Genomic DNA, 14,510 nt, shown 5'->3' on the forward strand with positions numbered 1-14,510 from the left:
GTCGCCACCGCGGCCTTACGGGTCCGGCGGCGCGGCTTGGTCTCCGGCTCCTGGACGCCCTCCGCCGACTCGACGGCGGCCACGGCCGCCTCGGGCGCACTGCTCACCGGCTCCTGCCGGGGCGTGGCGTCCGCGGCCTTACGGGTCCGGCGGCGGCGCGGCTTGGCCTCGTCACCTCCGACGGTGCCCTCGGCCGTGTCGGCGGCGGCTTCGGCGGCCGGAGCCGCCTCGGCCGCGGCAACCGGTCCGGCCGTCGCGGGCGCCGGGATCGTCACGGCCGTAGCGGTCTCGCTCACCGCGGTGGCCGACGACGTGGCCGCCGTCTGCTCCGCGGACCTGCGGGTCCGGCGGCGGCGCGGCTCCGCAGCCTCCGCGGGCCTTTTGGACTCGGCCGTGTCGACGGCCGTGACCGCCTCGGCGGCCACGGGGACGACGGGCTCCGGCTCCGCCGCAGCGGACACAGCGGTGGCGGTGGTGGCGGCGCCGGTGGCCGCCGGCTGTTCGGCCGAGGCACCGCCGCGGGTGCGGCGCCGGCGGCGCGGGGTGCGGCGCGCGCCCGGCTCCTCGGCCACGGCCGTCTCCTCGGCGACCGGTGCCAGCGGCTCCCTGCCCTCCGCGGCTTCGGCGGGCAGCCCGCCGCGCGTACGGCGCCGGCCGCGCGGGGTGCGCGCCGGGCGCTCGCGCTCGGCGGACCGGGACTCGCCCCGGCCACCGCGCCCGCGCCCGCCACGGCCGCCGGTCTCGCCCAGGTCCTCCAGCGTCTCCGCGTCCAGCCCGGCACGCGTGCGCTCGGCACGCGGCAGGACACCCTTGGTGCCCTCGGGGATACCGAGGTCGGTGAAGAGGTGCGGGGAGGTGGAGTACGTCTCCGCCGGGTCGCCCAGGTTCAGGTCCAGCGCCTTGTTGATCAGCTGCCAGCGCGGGATGTCGTCCCAGTCGACGAGCGTGATCGCCGTACCCGACGCGCCCGCCCGACCGGTACGGCCGATGCGGTGCAGATACGTCTTCTCGTCCTCGGGGGACTGGTAGTTGATGACGTGCGTGACACCCTCGACGTCGATGCCGCGCGCGGCGACGTCGGTGCACACGAGGACGTCCACCTTGCCGTTGCGGAAGGCCCGCAGCGCCTGCTCGCGGGCACCCTGGCCGAGGTCGCCGTGGACCGCGCCGGAGGCGAACCCGCGGTGCTGGAGCTGCTCGGCGATGTCGGCGGCCGTGCGCTTGGTGCGGCAGAAGATCATCGCCAGTCCGCGGCCCTCGGCCTGCAGGATGCGGGAGACCATCTCCGGCTTGTCCATGGAGTGCGCGCGGTAGACGAACTGCGTGGTGTTCGCGACGGTCGCGCCCTCGTCGTCCGGCGCGGTGGCGCGGATGTGCGTGGGCTGCGACATGTAACGGCGGGCGAGGCCGATGACCGCGCCCGGCATCGTCGCCGAGAACAGCATGGTCTGGCGCTTCGGGGGAAGCATGTTGATGATCTTCTCGACGTCGGGCAGGAAGCCCAGGTCGAGCATCTCGTCGGCCTCGTCGAGGACCAGGCACCTGATGTGCTTGAGGCTCAGCTTCTTCTGACCGGCGAGGTCGAGAAGCCGGCCGGGGGTGCCGACGATGACGTCGACGCCCTTCTTCAGCGCCTCCACCTGCGGTTCGTAGGCCCGGCCGCCGTATATCGCGAGCACCCGCACATTACGGACCTTGCCCGCGGTCAGCAGGTCGTTGGTGACCTGGGTGCACAGCTCGCGCGTGGGAACGACCACGAGGGCCTGCGGGGCGTCGGTCAGCTCCTCGGGACGGGCGCGCCCCGCCTCCACGTCGGCGGGGACGGTGACCCGCTCGAGGAGCGGGAGGCCGAAGCCCAGCGTCTTGCCGGTGCCCGTCTTGGCCTGGCCGATGACATCCGTGCCGGAGAGGGCGACGGGGAGCGTCATCTCCTGGATGGGGAAGGGAGCGGTGATGCCGACGGCCTCCAGGGCCTCGGCGGTCTCGGGAAGGATTCCGAGTTCTCTAAACGTCGTAGTCAGGGTGCTGCCTCTTCTGTGAACGCGGTGCGAGGCGAGCTCGGGGGTCTTGTCAGAACCGTGCTGGGGACGTCGACTGCCTTACGGGCGAGCCGTGGGGGCAAGCCGTTCGGCACGGGACCACTGCCGACGCTCTAGCGCTCGAACCGCTGAGGGTCCCTCCGGTCGTCGTACGCGATGTGCCGTACGGCCAGGGAGGCTGTCGGGTCGGAGCCGATCGGGCCACCGACCGGGCATCCTCATGCATGCGGCCTGTCGGGATACGTCCAAGTACCCAGCAGGCGCATTACCACCATACCCCGGATTCCCGCACACGCGATGGCCGATTTGGTCACGTAGTCGTCGTCACACTGGTTGACCAGGGGCTTCCGAGGGACTTCCGGACGACTTCCGACGCGGTTCGGAGGGTCCACCGGGCGGCGCCGGGCGGGCTATTGTGCGCTTCATGACGACCTCTGACAAGCCTGACAACACCCCCGAAGAAGCTTCGGAGGCACCCACCGGAATCGCCGCGCAGGACTGGGCGACGGCCTCCGCGGACCCCCAGTACCGCGCCGCGGTCGTCGACCTCCTCGGTGCCCTCGCCTACGGCGAACTGGCCGCGTTCGAGCGTCTCGCGGAGGACGCCAAGCTGGCGCCGACGCTGCCGGACAAGGCGGAGCTGGCCAAGATGGCCTCCGCCGAGTTCCACCACTTCGAGCGGCTGCGCGACCGGCTCGCCGAGGTCGGGGAGGGGGTGACCGAGGCGATGGAGCCGTTCGTCGCCGCACTCGACGGCTTCCACAAGCAGACGGCGCCTTCCGACTGGCTGGAGGGCCTGGTCAAGGCGTACGTCGGTGACGCGATCGCCAGCGACTTCTACCGTGAGGTCGCCGTCCGGCTCGACTCCGACACGCGGGAGCTCGTCCTCGCCGTTCTCGACGACACGGGGCACGCCGAGTTCGCGGTGGGGAAGGTCCGCGCGGCGATCGACGCCGACCCGCGGCTGGGCGGCAGGCTCGCGCTGTGGGCGCGGCGGCTGATGGGCGAGGCGCTGTCGCAGTCGCAGCGGGTGGTCGCGGACCGGGACGCGCTGTCCACGATGCTCGTCGGCGGCGTCGCGGCCGGCTTCGACCTCGCGGAGGTGGGCAGGATGTTCTCCCGTATCACGGAGGCCCACACGAAGCGGATGGCGGCCCTGGGGCTCGCGGCGTAGCGCACTCCCCGTGCGTCGGCCGCTGCCGCGCTGTCGTGCGTTGTCCCGCGCCACCTGTCGTCCGGTGCCGGCCCGACGGGGCGTGGCCGATGGGGGCCAACCAGTGGGGTGGCCGGTGGGGTTCAGCCGGTGGGGTGTTGGACCTTCGGTGGCGGGGTCACGCAGGGGCTGATCGTCGGCGGAGTCTTCCGGCCGGGCGGAGCAGCAGCGAGAGCGAGGCCGCGGAGACGACCGCCGCACCGAGCAGTCCGGCCAGGACCCCGCCGGAGCCCAGCGCGCTGCGGGTGACGAAATCACCGAACAGCGCCCCGGCGACACCGGTCGAGAACACGAGCACGCGGGCCGGCAGACGGTGTGCGAGCCGGTGCAGCGCCGCCCAGGCCAGCACGAGGCCGAGGACGGCTGAGCCGAGCACTTCCACGATCATGACGAGTCCCTCCCACACGGCCGCGCTGTGCACCAGGTCGTACAGCGGGAATACCCGTGACCTGCGGAACGCAATCCTCCCCTGTGGGTGACTTGTGTTCCTTCTGTGGTTCTGTACGGGTGAGGGCACGGCCCGGGGCGAGGCGACGCGGCATACGACAGGGGCCCGGCGGCCTGAGGAACCTCAGGCCGCCGGGCCCCTGTGACGGCAGACGGCACACGGCACGGCGAAGAGCACGGCACGCGGCTGACGCCGAGCGGCGGAGGCCGGGCGCCGCGGTGCCCGGCCCGCGGTGTGCCTACAGCGCGCCGAAGCCCACCTTGCGCGGCGCGGGCTCGCCGAGCTCGACGTAGGCGAGGCGGTCGGCCGGGACCAGGATCTTGCGGCCGTGCTCGTCCGTAAGGCTCAGCAGCTGCGACTTGCCCGCCAGTGCGTCGGCCACCACACGCTCGATCTCCTCGGCGCTCTGACCGCTCTCCAGAACGATCTCGCGCGGCGCGTGCTGCACGCCGATCTTGACCTCCACGGCTTTGTCCCTCCGACGGTCAGTGAAGTGCGCGGCCTTCCGCGCCGTACCCAGCACACATTAGCCCGGTGCAGGGACGTACACGCTGCGCAGCCGCACGCCAGGAGCGAACAGCGGACGGGAACAAATCCCCGTCCCGCGCGTCCGCGTGTGCTCAGTGGACCTGGTCGGTACCGTGCAGCGGGAAGCCGGCGATGCCCCGCCAGGCCAGCGAGGCCAGCAGCTGCACCGCCTGGTCGCGCGGCACGCTGTGGTCGCTGTGCAGCCACGAGCGGGCCACCACCTGGGCCAGACCGCCGAGGCCCGAGGCCAGCAGCATCGACTCGGCCCGCGACAGGCCGGTGTCCTCGGCGATCACGTCGCAGATCGCCTCGGCGCACTCCTTGCTGACCTTGTCGACGCGCTCGCGCACCGCGGGCTCGTTCGTCAGGTCCGACTCGAAGACCAGGCGGAAGGCGCCGCCGTCGTCCTCGATGTAGGCGAAGTAGGCGTCCATGGTCGCCCGTACGCGCTGCTTGTTGTCGGTCGTCGACGCGAGTGCGGCGCGCACGGACTGGATGAGGGACTCGCAGTGCTGGTCGAGCAGGGCGAGATAGAGGTCGAGCTTGCCCGGGAAGTGCTGGTACAGCACCGGCTTGCTGACCCCGGCGCGCTCGGCGATGTCGTCCATGGCGGCCGCGTGGTAGCCCTGCGCCACGAAGACTTCCTGCGCGGCGCCCAGCAGCTGGTTCCGTCGGGCACGGCGCGGCAGGCGCGTCCCTCGCGGGCGGGCCGCCTCTGTCTGCTCGATGGCTGTCACGCCGCCTCCCAAGTTCGTCCACATGCGGTGTGCCGCGCCGCCATCGTACTTTTCAGTAACCGCGGTGCGCGCGCTGCGAGCGCAGAATTTCACGGAGCGGACGACAGCGGAAGCGGTACGGAAGGTTTCAAACGCGTGCATGGCGGGCACGGGAGGCCGCCGGTCCGGCGGCTGCGTGGCTCAGCGACCGTGCGGCTGTGTGGCTCTGCGGCTGTGGCTCAGCGGTAGTCTTCCTCGCCCAGTGAGACGGCACGCGCCTGTTCCGCGAGATCGGCCTCGTCGGCCCGGTCCTTGTCCTCGCCGCGCACCGGCTCGTCCTTGTCCGACGTGACGTCCGCGTGCTGCTCCGCGGCGTCGCCCTCGGGTGCCTCCACGCCCAGCTCCGTGGCGTTCCCGGCCTCGAACGACTCGGGGTCGGTGGGTTCGGTGGGGTCGACGGACATTGCGGACTCCCTTCCTGGGGCGTCCCTGCGGAATACGGGGGTCGTGCACGGGTGCCCTGCGTACGAGCGTAGGAGACCCGGGTTCCGCACGCCATGCGATCCGCCCGGGTACGCGGATCGGATCAAACACGGCCCGGACAGGTGTGCGCCCGGTGGCGGGATCGGTGCCGAAATCAGTAAGGATCTTGCGTGAATTCCCCGTGGATCCGTGCGCATCCGTGCCGATCCGTCCGGTGCCTGTGACGGCGAACACGTGAAACGGCGTGTGATCGTCTCGTAACATTGGCCCATGTCGTCGACAGAGCTGCCGTCCGTACCGCCCACGCGTGTGCTCCCCGAGGCGACGGCCGCCCGGCTCGCGGAGGGTGAGCGGCTCAGGTCGGTCGGGCTTCCGGGCATCACTCTGACGGTCCGTTCCCGGCCGCCCGCGCGGGAGGGACTGCCGCCCGCGCTCTACGTCCACGGACTCGGCGGTTCCTCACAGAACTGGTCGCTGCTGATGCGCGAACTCGAGGACGTCGTCGACGGAGAGGCCGTCGACCTGCCGGGCTTCGGCGACTCCCCGCCGCCGGACGACGGCGACTACTCCGTCACCGGCCACGCGCGCGCGGTGATCCGCCATCTGGACGCGTCGGCGCGCGGCCCGGTGCACCTGTTCGGCAACTCCCTGGGCGGCGCGGTCTCCACCCGTGTCGCCGCGCTGCGGCCCGACCTTGTCCGTACGCTCACGCTCGTCTCGCCCGCGCTGCCGGAGTTCCGGGTGCAGCGTTCGGCGGTTCCCACGGGGCTGCTCGGCATACCCTGGGCGGCCCCTCTGTTCAGCAGACTCACCCGTGATCTGACGGCCGAACAGCGGGTCCGCGGCGTCATGGGGCTGTGCTACGGGGACCCCGGACAGGTGACGCCGGAGGCTTTCCAGGAGGCGGTGGAGGAACTGGAGCGCAGGCTGCGGCTGCCGTACTTCTGGGACGCGATGACGCGGTCCGCGCGGGGCCTGATCAACGCGTACACCCTGGGCGGCCAGCACGGACTCTGGCGGCAGGCCGAGCGTGTGCTGGCCCCGACCCTCCTGATCTACGGCGGCCGCGACCAGCTCGTCGGCCACCGTATGGCGCACAGGGCGGCCCGGTCCTTCCGCGGCTCCCGGCTGCTGAGCCTGCCGGACGCCGGTCACGTGGCGATGATGGAGTACCCGGAGACGGTCGCCGCCGCGTTCCGGGACCTGCTGGGCCCGGCGGGGAAGCCGGGCGGCCCCTCTGCCGACGGCGGCACCGCCCCGGCCGAGGGGAGCTGAGAGCCAGGTGGGACGCCACAGCCGCCGCGGGCTCGCCGCGAGGGGCGACACCGGCGACTCGGCCGCGCGCCGCGGTCCGCAGAGGACGGACGGAACGCCGAGCACCCCGGGCGCGGGGGCTCCTGACGGGCCGACTCCCGGCAGCCGGACTCCGGACGGCGGTGCGACGGACAGCGGTGCGACGGGTCATGCGACGGGCAACGCCGGTGCGGCGCGTGGCGGGCGGCCCGGACCGGGCACGGTGCCCGAGAGAGAGCTCCAGGGGCGCGAGGGCCGGATTCCGGGGCCCGGACCGGCACGCCCGTCCGGCCCCCGGTCGTTCCCGGACGGGACGCCCGCGGGTGGCGTCCCGCGACTGCCGGACGGCACCCCGGCACGCGGGATCCCGCGTGTCCCCGACGGCACCCCGGCCCACGGCATGCCCCGCCTCCCCGACGGCACGTCCGCACAGGGCACTCCCCGGGTCCGGGGCCGGCACCCCGAGCAGCGTGAACCCGGTGGCGGCTGGGGCCGGTTCGGGGGCGCGGCCGGGGCGGCCCGTACCGCGGGAGCCACCGGGCCGGCCGAGCCGTCGATACCGCGCCAGCGGTACGCGCCGCCGGACGGCACCGCCCCGGGATCCGGCACCGCCCCGGAATCAGGATCCCGGAAACCGTCCGGCGCCGGTCCGCGGCAGGAGTACCTCGACGCCTTCGACGCACCCGGCGGCGAGGACACCGGCAGCCTCCCCGCCCCCCGCGCCAGAAAGGCGGGCGCTCCCCGGACCCCGAAGGCCGCGCAGATCCCGCAGACCGAGCCCGTCGGCCGCGCCGGGCGTTTTGACCCGTACGCCTCGGTCACCGAGTGGCCCCCCGGCACCGGGACCGGCCTCGGTGTGCCGAACGACGGCGACGGCGACGGCGCCGCCCCCACCGGCGAACCCGCGCCCGGCAAGGGCGCCAAGGGGCGGGCCTACACCGGTATCGCGGCGGCCGCCGTCACCACCGTGCTGGCGATCGTCGTGGCCGGCCAGGTCGCCGACGGCCGTGACGGCACCGGCACCCAGGCGCGTTCGGCCACCGACCAGGCGCGCGACGCCCGCGACGCCGGATCGGACGCCGGCGAGCCCGCGGTCTCCTCCTCGCCGTCCGTGGCCTCACTGACGTACGAGCAGAAGATGGACACGAAGTACGTCCTCAGTGCCGCCTTCAAGGGGCCGGGCACGTTCGACGCGGTTCCCGGCGTCGACAAGGCGCCGGGCAAGGGGCGTAAGTACACCTACCGCGTGGACGTGGAGCGGGGCCTCGGTCTCGACGGCGCGCTGTTCGCCGAGGCCGTCCAGAAGACCCTCAACGACAACCGCAGCTGGTCCCACAACGGGGCCCGTACCTTCGAGCGGACCGACACCGGCAAGCCCGACTTCGTGATCACCCTGGCCAGCCCCGGCACCACCGCCGTCTGGTGCGCCAAGTCCGGTCTGGACACCACGGAGGACAACGTCTCCTGCGACTCGGCCTCCACCGAGCGCGTGATGATCAACGCCTACCGCTGGGCGCAGGGCTCGAAGACCTACGGCGACGAGATCCACGCCTACCGCCAGATGCTGATCAACCACGAGGTCGGCCACCGCCTCGGCTACCACCACGTCACCTGCGAGAAGGACGGCGAGCCGGCGCCGGTCATGCAGCAGCAGACCAAGTTCCTCGACCACGACGGGATCCACTGCCTGCCCAACCCGTGGGCGTATCCGGAGAACTGACGGCCGGTACGGAGGCCGGGGCACGGGCCGGGGCGGAGGCCGCTTTGACATGGATGAAAAAGTCATTCATATTCGAGCACATGTGGTCTAGTCATGTCGTGAGCAGCGCCGCCGCCATCGAGCTGGCGCTCATCGGTGTGACCGCCCTCTGCGTGGCCGACATCCACTGTCGCTGACGCCCGCCCTCTGGCGTTCGCGTCGCGAGTTTCACACCCTTCTCCGGCGTGACCGGGTCGCTCTCCTCATCCTCACGAGGCTGCCCCGGCACGTCCTGTGACCACGGCTCAGGCATGCCCGCCGGTTCGTCCGGCCCGCCCCGCCCGCTCGGTCCCGTGTGTCACGGTCCGGGTTCTCCGACGACTTGACGCCGGGCAGACGTCTGTCCACTCCCGTCTCATTCCTCGTCCGTCCGTCTCGCGATCCGGGACGGGCGGAGCTCATGCGAGAGCCAACCCCGAGAGGTCGTCATTCCGATGCGTCAATCGTCCGCCAGAGCGCGCCGTGTGGCCGCGGTGTCCGTCAGCCTGATCGTGGCCGCGGGCGCCGCCGCCTGCGGCCCCGAGGACAGCGGCGATGCCAAGGGTTCCGGCGGCGGCTCCACGCCGCACCAGGGCGGCACCCTCACCGTCCTGAACTCCAGCCCGCAGCAGGACTTCGACCCGGCCCGCCTCTACACCTCAGGCGGCGGCAACGTCCCCTCCCTCGTCTTCCGCACCCTCACCACCCGTAACCGCGAGAACGGCGCGGCCGGTGCGCAGGTCGTCCCGGACCTGGCCACCGACACCGGGCGGCCCAACAAGGACGCGACGGTGTGGACGTACACCTTGAAGAAGGGCCTCGAGTACGAGGACGGCACCCCGATCACCTCCGCCGACATCAAGTACGGCATCGAGCGCTCCTTCGCCCCCGAACTCTCCGGCGGCGCCCCCTATCTGCGGGACTGGCTGACCGGTGCGGCCGGCTACCAGGGGCCGTACAAGGACAAGAAGGGCCTCACGGCGATCGAGACGCCGGACGAGCGGACCATCGTCTTTCACCTGGACAAGCCCGAGGGCGAGTTCCCCTACCTCGCCACGCAGACCCAGTTCGCGCCCGTCCCCAGGGCGAAGGACACCGGCACCCGGTACGAGGAGCACCCGGTCTCGTCCGGCCCGTACAAGGTCGTCAAGAACGAGAACGACGGCGAACACCTCGTCCTGGCCCGCAACACCCACTGGTCGGCCGCGACGGACGCCGAGCGCAAGGCGTACCCCGACACCGTCGACGTACGTTCCGGACTCGACTCCTCCGTGATCAACCAGCGGCTGTCCGCCTCCCAGGGCGCCGACGCCGCCGCGGTCACCACCGACACCAACCTCGGCCCGGCCGAACTCGCCAAGGTCACCGGCGACAGGGAACTGGCCGCACGGGTCGGCACCGGCCACTTCGGCTACACCGACTACATAGCGTTCAACCCGACGGTCAAGCCGTTCGACGACCCCAAGGTCCGCCAGGCCATCGCCTACGCCGTCGACCGGTCGTCGGTCGTCAACGCGGCGGGCGGCTCCGCGCTCGCCGAGGCCGCGACCACCTTCCTGCCCGCCCAGAAGTCCTTCGGTCACCGCCCCTACGACCTCTTCCCGGCCGGTGCGACCGGCAACGCCGCCAAGGCGAGGGAACTGCTGAAGGAGGCGGGGTACGCCCACGGGCTCACCGTCACGCTGACCCACTCCAACAGCAAGGACTTCGAGACCGGCCCGGAGATCGCCACCGCCCTCCAGGACGCGCTCAAGAAGGCCGGCATCACGGTCGGACTCCAGGGCCTGGAGGACAACGACTACTCCGACAAGATCCACACCGTGAAGACCGAGCCGGGCTTCTTCCTCGCCCACTGGGGCGCCGACTGGCCCTCCGGCGGCCCCTTCCTCGCCCCGATCTTCGACGGCCGGCAGATCGTCAGGGACGGCGCCAACTTCAACACCGGCCTGCTCGACGACGACTCGGTCAACACCGAGATCGACGCGATCAACAAGCTGACCGATCTCGACGCGGCCGCGAAGCGCTGGGGCGCGCTGGACGAGAAGATCGCCCGGAAGGCCGTGGTCGTCCCGCTGTTCCACCCCGTGTACAAGCGCCTGTACGGCAAGGACGTCAGGAACATCGTGATCAGCGACTGGACCGGCGTCCTGGACATCTCCCAGGTCGCGGTGAAGTGACGCCATGAGCGACACCCTCGTCGCCGACGTGGCCCCCGGGACGGACACCGCCGTCCCGGGGGCCACGGGGGCCCGTCAGTTCTGGCGCCGACTGCGCACGCGGCGCGCCGCCCTCGCCGCGGCGGCCGTCGTCGCCCTGCTCGTCCTGGTCGCGCTCGCCGCGCCGCTGCTCACCGCCCTCGAGGGCCAAGACCCCACCACCTACCACCCCTCGCTCATCGACTCCGCGCGCGGTGGCGTGCCCGTGGGGCCGCTCGGCGGCATCGACGCCCGCCACTGGCTCGGCGTCGAACCGCAGACCGGCCGCGACCTGTTCGCCCGCCTCGCCTACGGCGCCCGCGTGTCGCTGGGCGTGGCCCTGGCGGCCACCGTCGTCCAGGTCGCCATCGGCGTGACCGTCGGTGTCGCCTCCGCGCTCGGCAGCCGCTGGGTCGATCAGCTGCTGAGCCGCATCACCGACATCATCGTGGCCATGCCGCTGATGATCATGGCGCTCGCGCTGCTCGCGGTCGTGCCGGCGGGCTTCCCGCGGCCCGTCCTGGTCACCCTCGTCATCGGGCTCATCGGCTGGGGCAACATCGCGAAGATCGTGCGCGCCCAGACGCTCACCCTCAAGGGCCTCGACCATGTCGCCGCCGCCCGGCTGAGCGGCTGGGGCACCTGGCGGATCGCCCGCCGCGAACTGCTGCCCGGCCTCGCCGCGCCCGTCATCACCTACAGCGCGCTCCTGGTCCCCATGAACATCTCCGTCGAGGCCGCCCTGTCCTTCCTCGGTGTGGGCGTCAAGCCGCCCACACCGTCCTGGGGACAGATGCTCACCTCGGCCGACGTCTGGTACCAGGCCGCGCCGCAGTACCTCCTGCTGCCCGCGGGCGCGCTGTTCGTCACCGTCCTCGCCCTGACCGTCCTCGGCGACGGCATCCGTACGGCCCTCGACCCGCGCACGGCCTCCCGCCTGCGCGTCGGCACCCGCCGCACGGAGACACCCGCCGCCGGGACCGACAAGGGGGTACGCGCATGAGCGGCTTCAGCGGCTTCCTCCTGCGCCGCGCCCTCGGCGCCGTCGTCACCCTGCTGGCCGTCTCGGTGATCGTCTATGTCGTCTTCTACGTCACCCCGGGCAATGTCGCCCAGATCAGCTGCGGGCCGCGCTGCTCGCCCCAGCAGGTCCACCAGGTCGCCCAGCAGCTCCGCCTCGACGACCCGCTCTACCTGCGCTACTGGCACTTCCTCCAGGGCCTCGTCGCGGGGCAGGACTACTCGACGGGAACGTCCGTCGCGCACTGCGCGGCGCCGTGCCTCGGGCTGTCGTACCAGAGCGACCAGCAGGTCATGACCATCATCCTGGCCAAACTGCCGGTCAGCCTGTCCCTGGTGCTCGGCGCCATGGTCCTGTGGCTGCTGCTCGGCGTCGGCACCGGTGTGCTGTCCGCCTGGCGGCGCGGACGGCTCACCGAGCGGGCCCTGACCGCCGTCACCCTGGCGGGCACCGCCACGCCGGTGTTCGTCATCGGGCTCGTCCTGATGATCGTCGTCTGCGGCGAGCTCCGGCTGCTGCCCTTCCCGCAGTACGTCGCCTTCACCGCCGACCCCGAGCAGTGGGCCTGGAACCTGCTGCTGCCATGGCTCTCGCTCGCCCTGATCGAGGCCGCGACCTTCGCCCGGCTCACCAGGGCGGCGATGCTGGAGACCCTCGCCGAGGACCACATCCGCACCTTCCGCGCCTACGGCGTCACCGAACGCTCGGTCGTCGGCCGGCACGCGCTGCGCGGCGCCCTGGCACCCGTCATCGCCCTGAACGCCAACAACGTCGGCTCCGCCGTCGGCGGCGCCGTCCTCACCGAGACCCTCTTCGGGCTGCCCGGCATCGGCCAGGAACTCGTGCACGCCGTCGACGTCGTGGACCTCCCGGTCGTCGTCGGCATGGTCCTGGTCATCGGCTTCTTCGTGGTCATCGCCAACGCCGTCGCGGACGTCCTGTACGCGGTGGCCGACCGACGGGTGGTACTGGCATGAGTGGCACGAGCCTGGTCGACGTCCGCGACCTGACGGTGGACTTCGGATCCCTGCGGGCGGTCGACGGACTGTCGTTCCGCCTCGCGCCCGGCGGCGCGCTGGCCCTGGTCGGCGAGTCCGGCTCCGGCAAGTCCACCGTCGCCGCCGCCCTGCTCGGACTGCACCGGGGAACGGGAGCGCGGGTCCGGGGTTCCGTACACGTCGCCGGCACCGATGTGCAGCGCGCTCCGGACGACGAACTGCGACTGCTGCGCGGTGCCAGGGCCGCCATGGTGTTCCAGGACCCGCTGTCCTCCCTGGACCCGTACTACGCCGTCGGCGACCAGATCGCCGAGGTGTACCGCGTGCACACGCGCGCGTCCCGGCGCGCCGCACGCGCGCGTGCCGTCGAGGTCCTCGACAGGGTGGGAATCCCGGACCCGGTACGGCGCTCCCGGTCCCGCCCGCACGAGTTCAGCGGCGGCATGCGCCAGCGCGCGCTGATCGCCATGGCGCTCGCCTGCGAACCGGACCTGCTGATCGCCGACGAGCCGACCACCGCGCTCGACGTCACCGTGCAGGCCCAGATCCTCGACCTGCTGCACACGCTGCGCACCGAGAGCGGACTCGGACTGCTCCTGGTCACGCACGACGTGGGCGTCGCCGCCGAGAGCGTCGACGAGGTGCTCGTCATGCGGCACGGACAGGCCGTCGAGAGCGGCCCCGTGGCAGCGGTTCTCAGGACGCCCGTCCAGCCGTACACCCGCGACCTGCTCGGCGCCGTCCCGCGCGTGGACGCACCGCGTGCCGCGCCGTCCCGGGCCACCGGTGAGGTCGTCCTGGAGGCGACCGGTCTGCGGCGCGAATTCGGCCGCGGCAAGGGGCGGTTCGCCGCCGTGGACGACGTGTCCCTGACCGTCCGGCGCGGCGAGACCGTCGGTGTCGTGGGAGAGAGCGGCAGCGGCAAGACGACGCTCGGCCGGATGCTCGTCGGGCTGCTGCCGCCCACGGCCGGTGAGGTCCGCCACGAGGGGCGGGTGCGCACCGCTCCCGGGCCGGCCGTGCAGATGGTCTTCCAGGACCCCGTCTCCTCCCTCAACCCCCGCCGCAGCGTGGGGGAGTCGGTCGCCGACCCGCTGCGGGCGCGCGGGGAGCGCGACGAGCGGCGGATCCGGGCCCGGGTGACGGAACTGCTGGAGCGCGTGGGGCTCGAGGCCGGGCACTACGACCGTTACCCCCACGAGTTCAGCGGCGGCCAGCGTCAGCGGGTCGGCATCGCGCGGGCGCTGGCCGCCGACCCGCGCGTCATCGTCTGCGACGAGCCGGTCTCCGCGCTGGACGTCACCACGCAGGCCCAGGTCGTCGCCCTGCTCGGCGAACTGCAGCGCGAACTCGGGCTCGCGCTCGTGTTCGTCGCCCACGACCTCGCCGTCGTACGCCAGGTCAGCGACCGGGTCGCCGTGATGCGCGGCGGCCGGATCGTCGAGGAGGGACCCGCCGACGAGGTCTACGGCTCCCCGCGCGACCCGTACACCAGGCAGCTCCTCGCTGCCGTGCCCGCACTCGACCCCGAGGAGGCGGCCCGCCGCCGCGCGGTGCGACGGGAGCCGGCGACGGTGTGACGGCACGTCACGGTGACGCGTCCCGGCGGCGCGTCACGGTGGGGCGTGGCGGGAGCCGCCGAGGCGCGGGGCCCGTCGCGCGCGACGGAGCGGGTGGTGCGCGGGGCACGACGCACACGCCAACGCGACCCGCACCGGAAAGTTACGAGTGTTCACCCCTTCTGGTGGCGCGACGGACAACCGCGAGTACCTGGTCGACAACGTCGCGGGACTGCCGCTCCTCCTGGTCGGTACGCTGCGGCCCGACCCCGGCCCCGC

Annotated in this window: 13 protein-coding genes; 8 read left to right on the plus strand and 5 right to left on the minus strand. The window is 72.6% G+C overall.

Annotation, left to right across the window (positions count from 1 at the left end; genetic code table 11):
• The coding region (locus ABZ862_RS06200) for a DEAD/DEAH box helicase (protein ID WP_360952994.1) at positions 1 to 1,928 on the minus strand (1,928 nt) is incomplete at its 3' end.
• A 526-nt stretch (positions 1,929 to 2,454) separates the two neighbouring features.
• On the opposite strand from ABZ862_RS06200, the gene ABZ862_RS06205 reads away from it, so the two are divergent.
• Entirely contained in the window at positions 2,455 to 3,213 is a 759-nt protein-coding gene (locus tag ABZ862_RS06205; protein ID WP_360952997.1) for a ferritin-like fold-containing protein, read from the plus strand.
• 157 nt (positions 3,214 to 3,370) lie between these two features.
• On the opposite strand, the gene ABZ862_RS06210 is transcribed toward ABZ862_RS06205, so the two are convergent.
• From ABZ862_RS06210 to ABZ862_RS06225, 4 genes are all read right to left on the minus strand, one after another.
• The gene (locus ABZ862_RS06210; RefSeq protein WP_360953000.1) at positions 3,371 to 3,640 is read right to left on the minus strand and encodes a hypothetical protein; all 270 of its coding nucleotides are present in this window, start codon (positions 3,638 to 3,640) and stop codon (positions 3,371 to 3,373) included.
• 298 nt (positions 3,641 to 3,938) lie between these two features.
• Positions 3,939 to 4,166 (minus strand): DUF3107 domain-containing protein, encoded by a 228-nt coding sequence (locus ABZ862_RS06215; RefSeq protein WP_360953003.1) that lies wholly within the window; start codon positions 4,164 to 4,166, stop codon positions 3,939 to 3,941.
• A 154-nt stretch (positions 4,167 to 4,320) separates the two neighbouring features.
• Positions 4,321 to 4,965 (minus strand): TetR/AcrR family transcriptional regulator, encoded by a 645-nt coding sequence (locus tag ABZ862_RS06220; protein WP_360953006.1) that lies wholly within the window; start codon positions 4,963 to 4,965, stop codon positions 4,321 to 4,323.
• 218 nt (positions 4,966 to 5,183) lie between these two features.
• On the minus strand, positions 5,184 to 5,408 hold the full coding sequence (locus ABZ862_RS06225) for a hypothetical protein (RefSeq protein WP_360953009.1): 225 nt from the start codon (positions 5,406 to 5,408) through the stop codon (positions 5,184 to 5,186).
• 289 nt (positions 5,409 to 5,697) lie between these two features.
• Between ABZ862_RS06225 and ABZ862_RS06230 the strand changes: the two genes are divergently transcribed.
• The 7 genes from ABZ862_RS06230 (at position 5,698) to ABZ862_RS06260 (ending at position 14,252) form a co-directional block, all read left to right on the plus strand.
• On the plus strand, positions 5,698 to 6,702 hold the full coding sequence (locus ABZ862_RS06230; RefSeq protein WP_360953012.1) for an alpha/beta hydrolase: 1,005 nt from the start codon (positions 5,698 to 5,700) through the stop codon (positions 6,700 to 6,702).
• Between the two features lie 7 nt (positions 6,703 to 6,709).
• Positions 6,710 to 8,440, plus strand: coding sequence for a DUF3152 domain-containing protein (locus ABZ862_RS06235; RefSeq protein WP_360953015.1), 1,731 nt, complete (start codon positions 6,710 to 6,712; stop codon positions 8,438 to 8,440).
• A gap of 80 nt (positions 8,441 to 8,520) precedes the next feature.
• Positions 8,521 to 8,616: an Ms4533A family Cys-rich leader peptide gene (locus ABZ862_RS06240; protein ID WP_360953018.1), complete on the plus strand. Its 96-nt coding sequence runs from the start codon at positions 8,521 to 8,523 to the stop codon at positions 8,614 to 8,616.
• Positions 8,617 to 8,913: 297 nt separating this feature from the next.
• Positions 8,914 to 10,635: an ABC transporter substrate-binding protein gene (locus ABZ862_RS06245; RefSeq protein ID WP_360953021.1), complete on the plus strand. Its 1,722-nt coding sequence runs from the start codon at positions 8,914 to 8,916 to the stop codon at positions 10,633 to 10,635.
• 4 nt (positions 10,636 to 10,639) lie between these two features.
• Positions 10,640 to 11,656: an ABC transporter permease gene (locus ABZ862_RS06250; RefSeq protein ID WP_360953024.1), complete on the plus strand. Its 1,017-nt coding sequence runs from the start codon at positions 10,640 to 10,642 to the stop codon at positions 11,654 to 11,656.
• Complete coding sequence (locus ABZ862_RS06255; protein ID WP_360953027.1) at positions 11,653 to 12,651, plus strand: ABC transporter permease; 999 nt, start codon at positions 11,653 to 11,655, stop codon at positions 12,649 to 12,651. Before ABZ862_RS06250 ends, ABZ862_RS06255 begins: the two co-directional genes overlap by 4 nt.
• On the plus strand, positions 12,648 to 14,252 hold the full coding sequence (locus ABZ862_RS06260; protein WP_360953030.1) for an ABC transporter ATP-binding protein: 1,605 nt from the start codon (positions 12,648 to 12,650) through the stop codon (positions 14,250 to 14,252). Before ABZ862_RS06255 ends, ABZ862_RS06260 begins: the two co-directional genes overlap by 4 nt.
• The last annotated feature ends 258 nt before the right edge of the window (positions 14,253 to 14,510 follow it).

This window comes from Streptomyces sp. NPDC047000 (assembly GCF_040644295.1).
GTDB lineage: Bacteria > Actinomycetota > Actinomycetes > Streptomycetales > Streptomycetaceae > Streptomyces.

Coding starts and splice junctions, on each gene's coding strand:
- ABZ862_RS06210 (WP_360953000.1), bottom strand. CDS start 3,640: ATGATCGTGGAAGTGCTCGGCTCAGCCGTCCTCGGCCTCGTGCTGGCC.
- ABZ862_RS06225 (WP_360953009.1), bottom strand. CDS start 5,408: ATGTCCGTCGACCCCACCGAACCCACCGACCCCGAGTCGTTCGAGGCC.
- ABZ862_RS06230 (WP_360953012.1), top strand. CDS start 5,698: ATGTCGTCGACAGAGCTGCCGTCCGTACCGCCCACGCGTGTGCTCCCC.
- ABZ862_RS06240 (WP_360953018.1), top strand. CDS start 8,521: ATGTGGTCTAGTCATGTCGTGAGCAGCGCCGCCGCCATCGAGCTGGCG.
- ABZ862_RS06245 (WP_360953021.1), top strand. CDS start 8,914: ATGCGTCAATCGTCCGCCAGAGCGCGCCGTGTGGCCGCGGTGTCCGTC.
- ABZ862_RS06250 (WP_360953024.1), top strand. CDS start 10,640: ATGAGCGACACCCTCGTCGCCGACGTGGCCCCCGGGACGGACACCGCC.
- ABZ862_RS06255 (WP_360953027.1), top strand. CDS start 11,653: ATGAGCGGCTTCAGCGGCTTCCTCCTGCGCCGCGCCCTCGGCGCCGTC.
- ABZ862_RS06260 (WP_360953030.1), top strand. CDS start 12,648: ATGAGTGGCACGAGCCTGGTCGACGTCCGCGACCTGACGGTGGACTTC.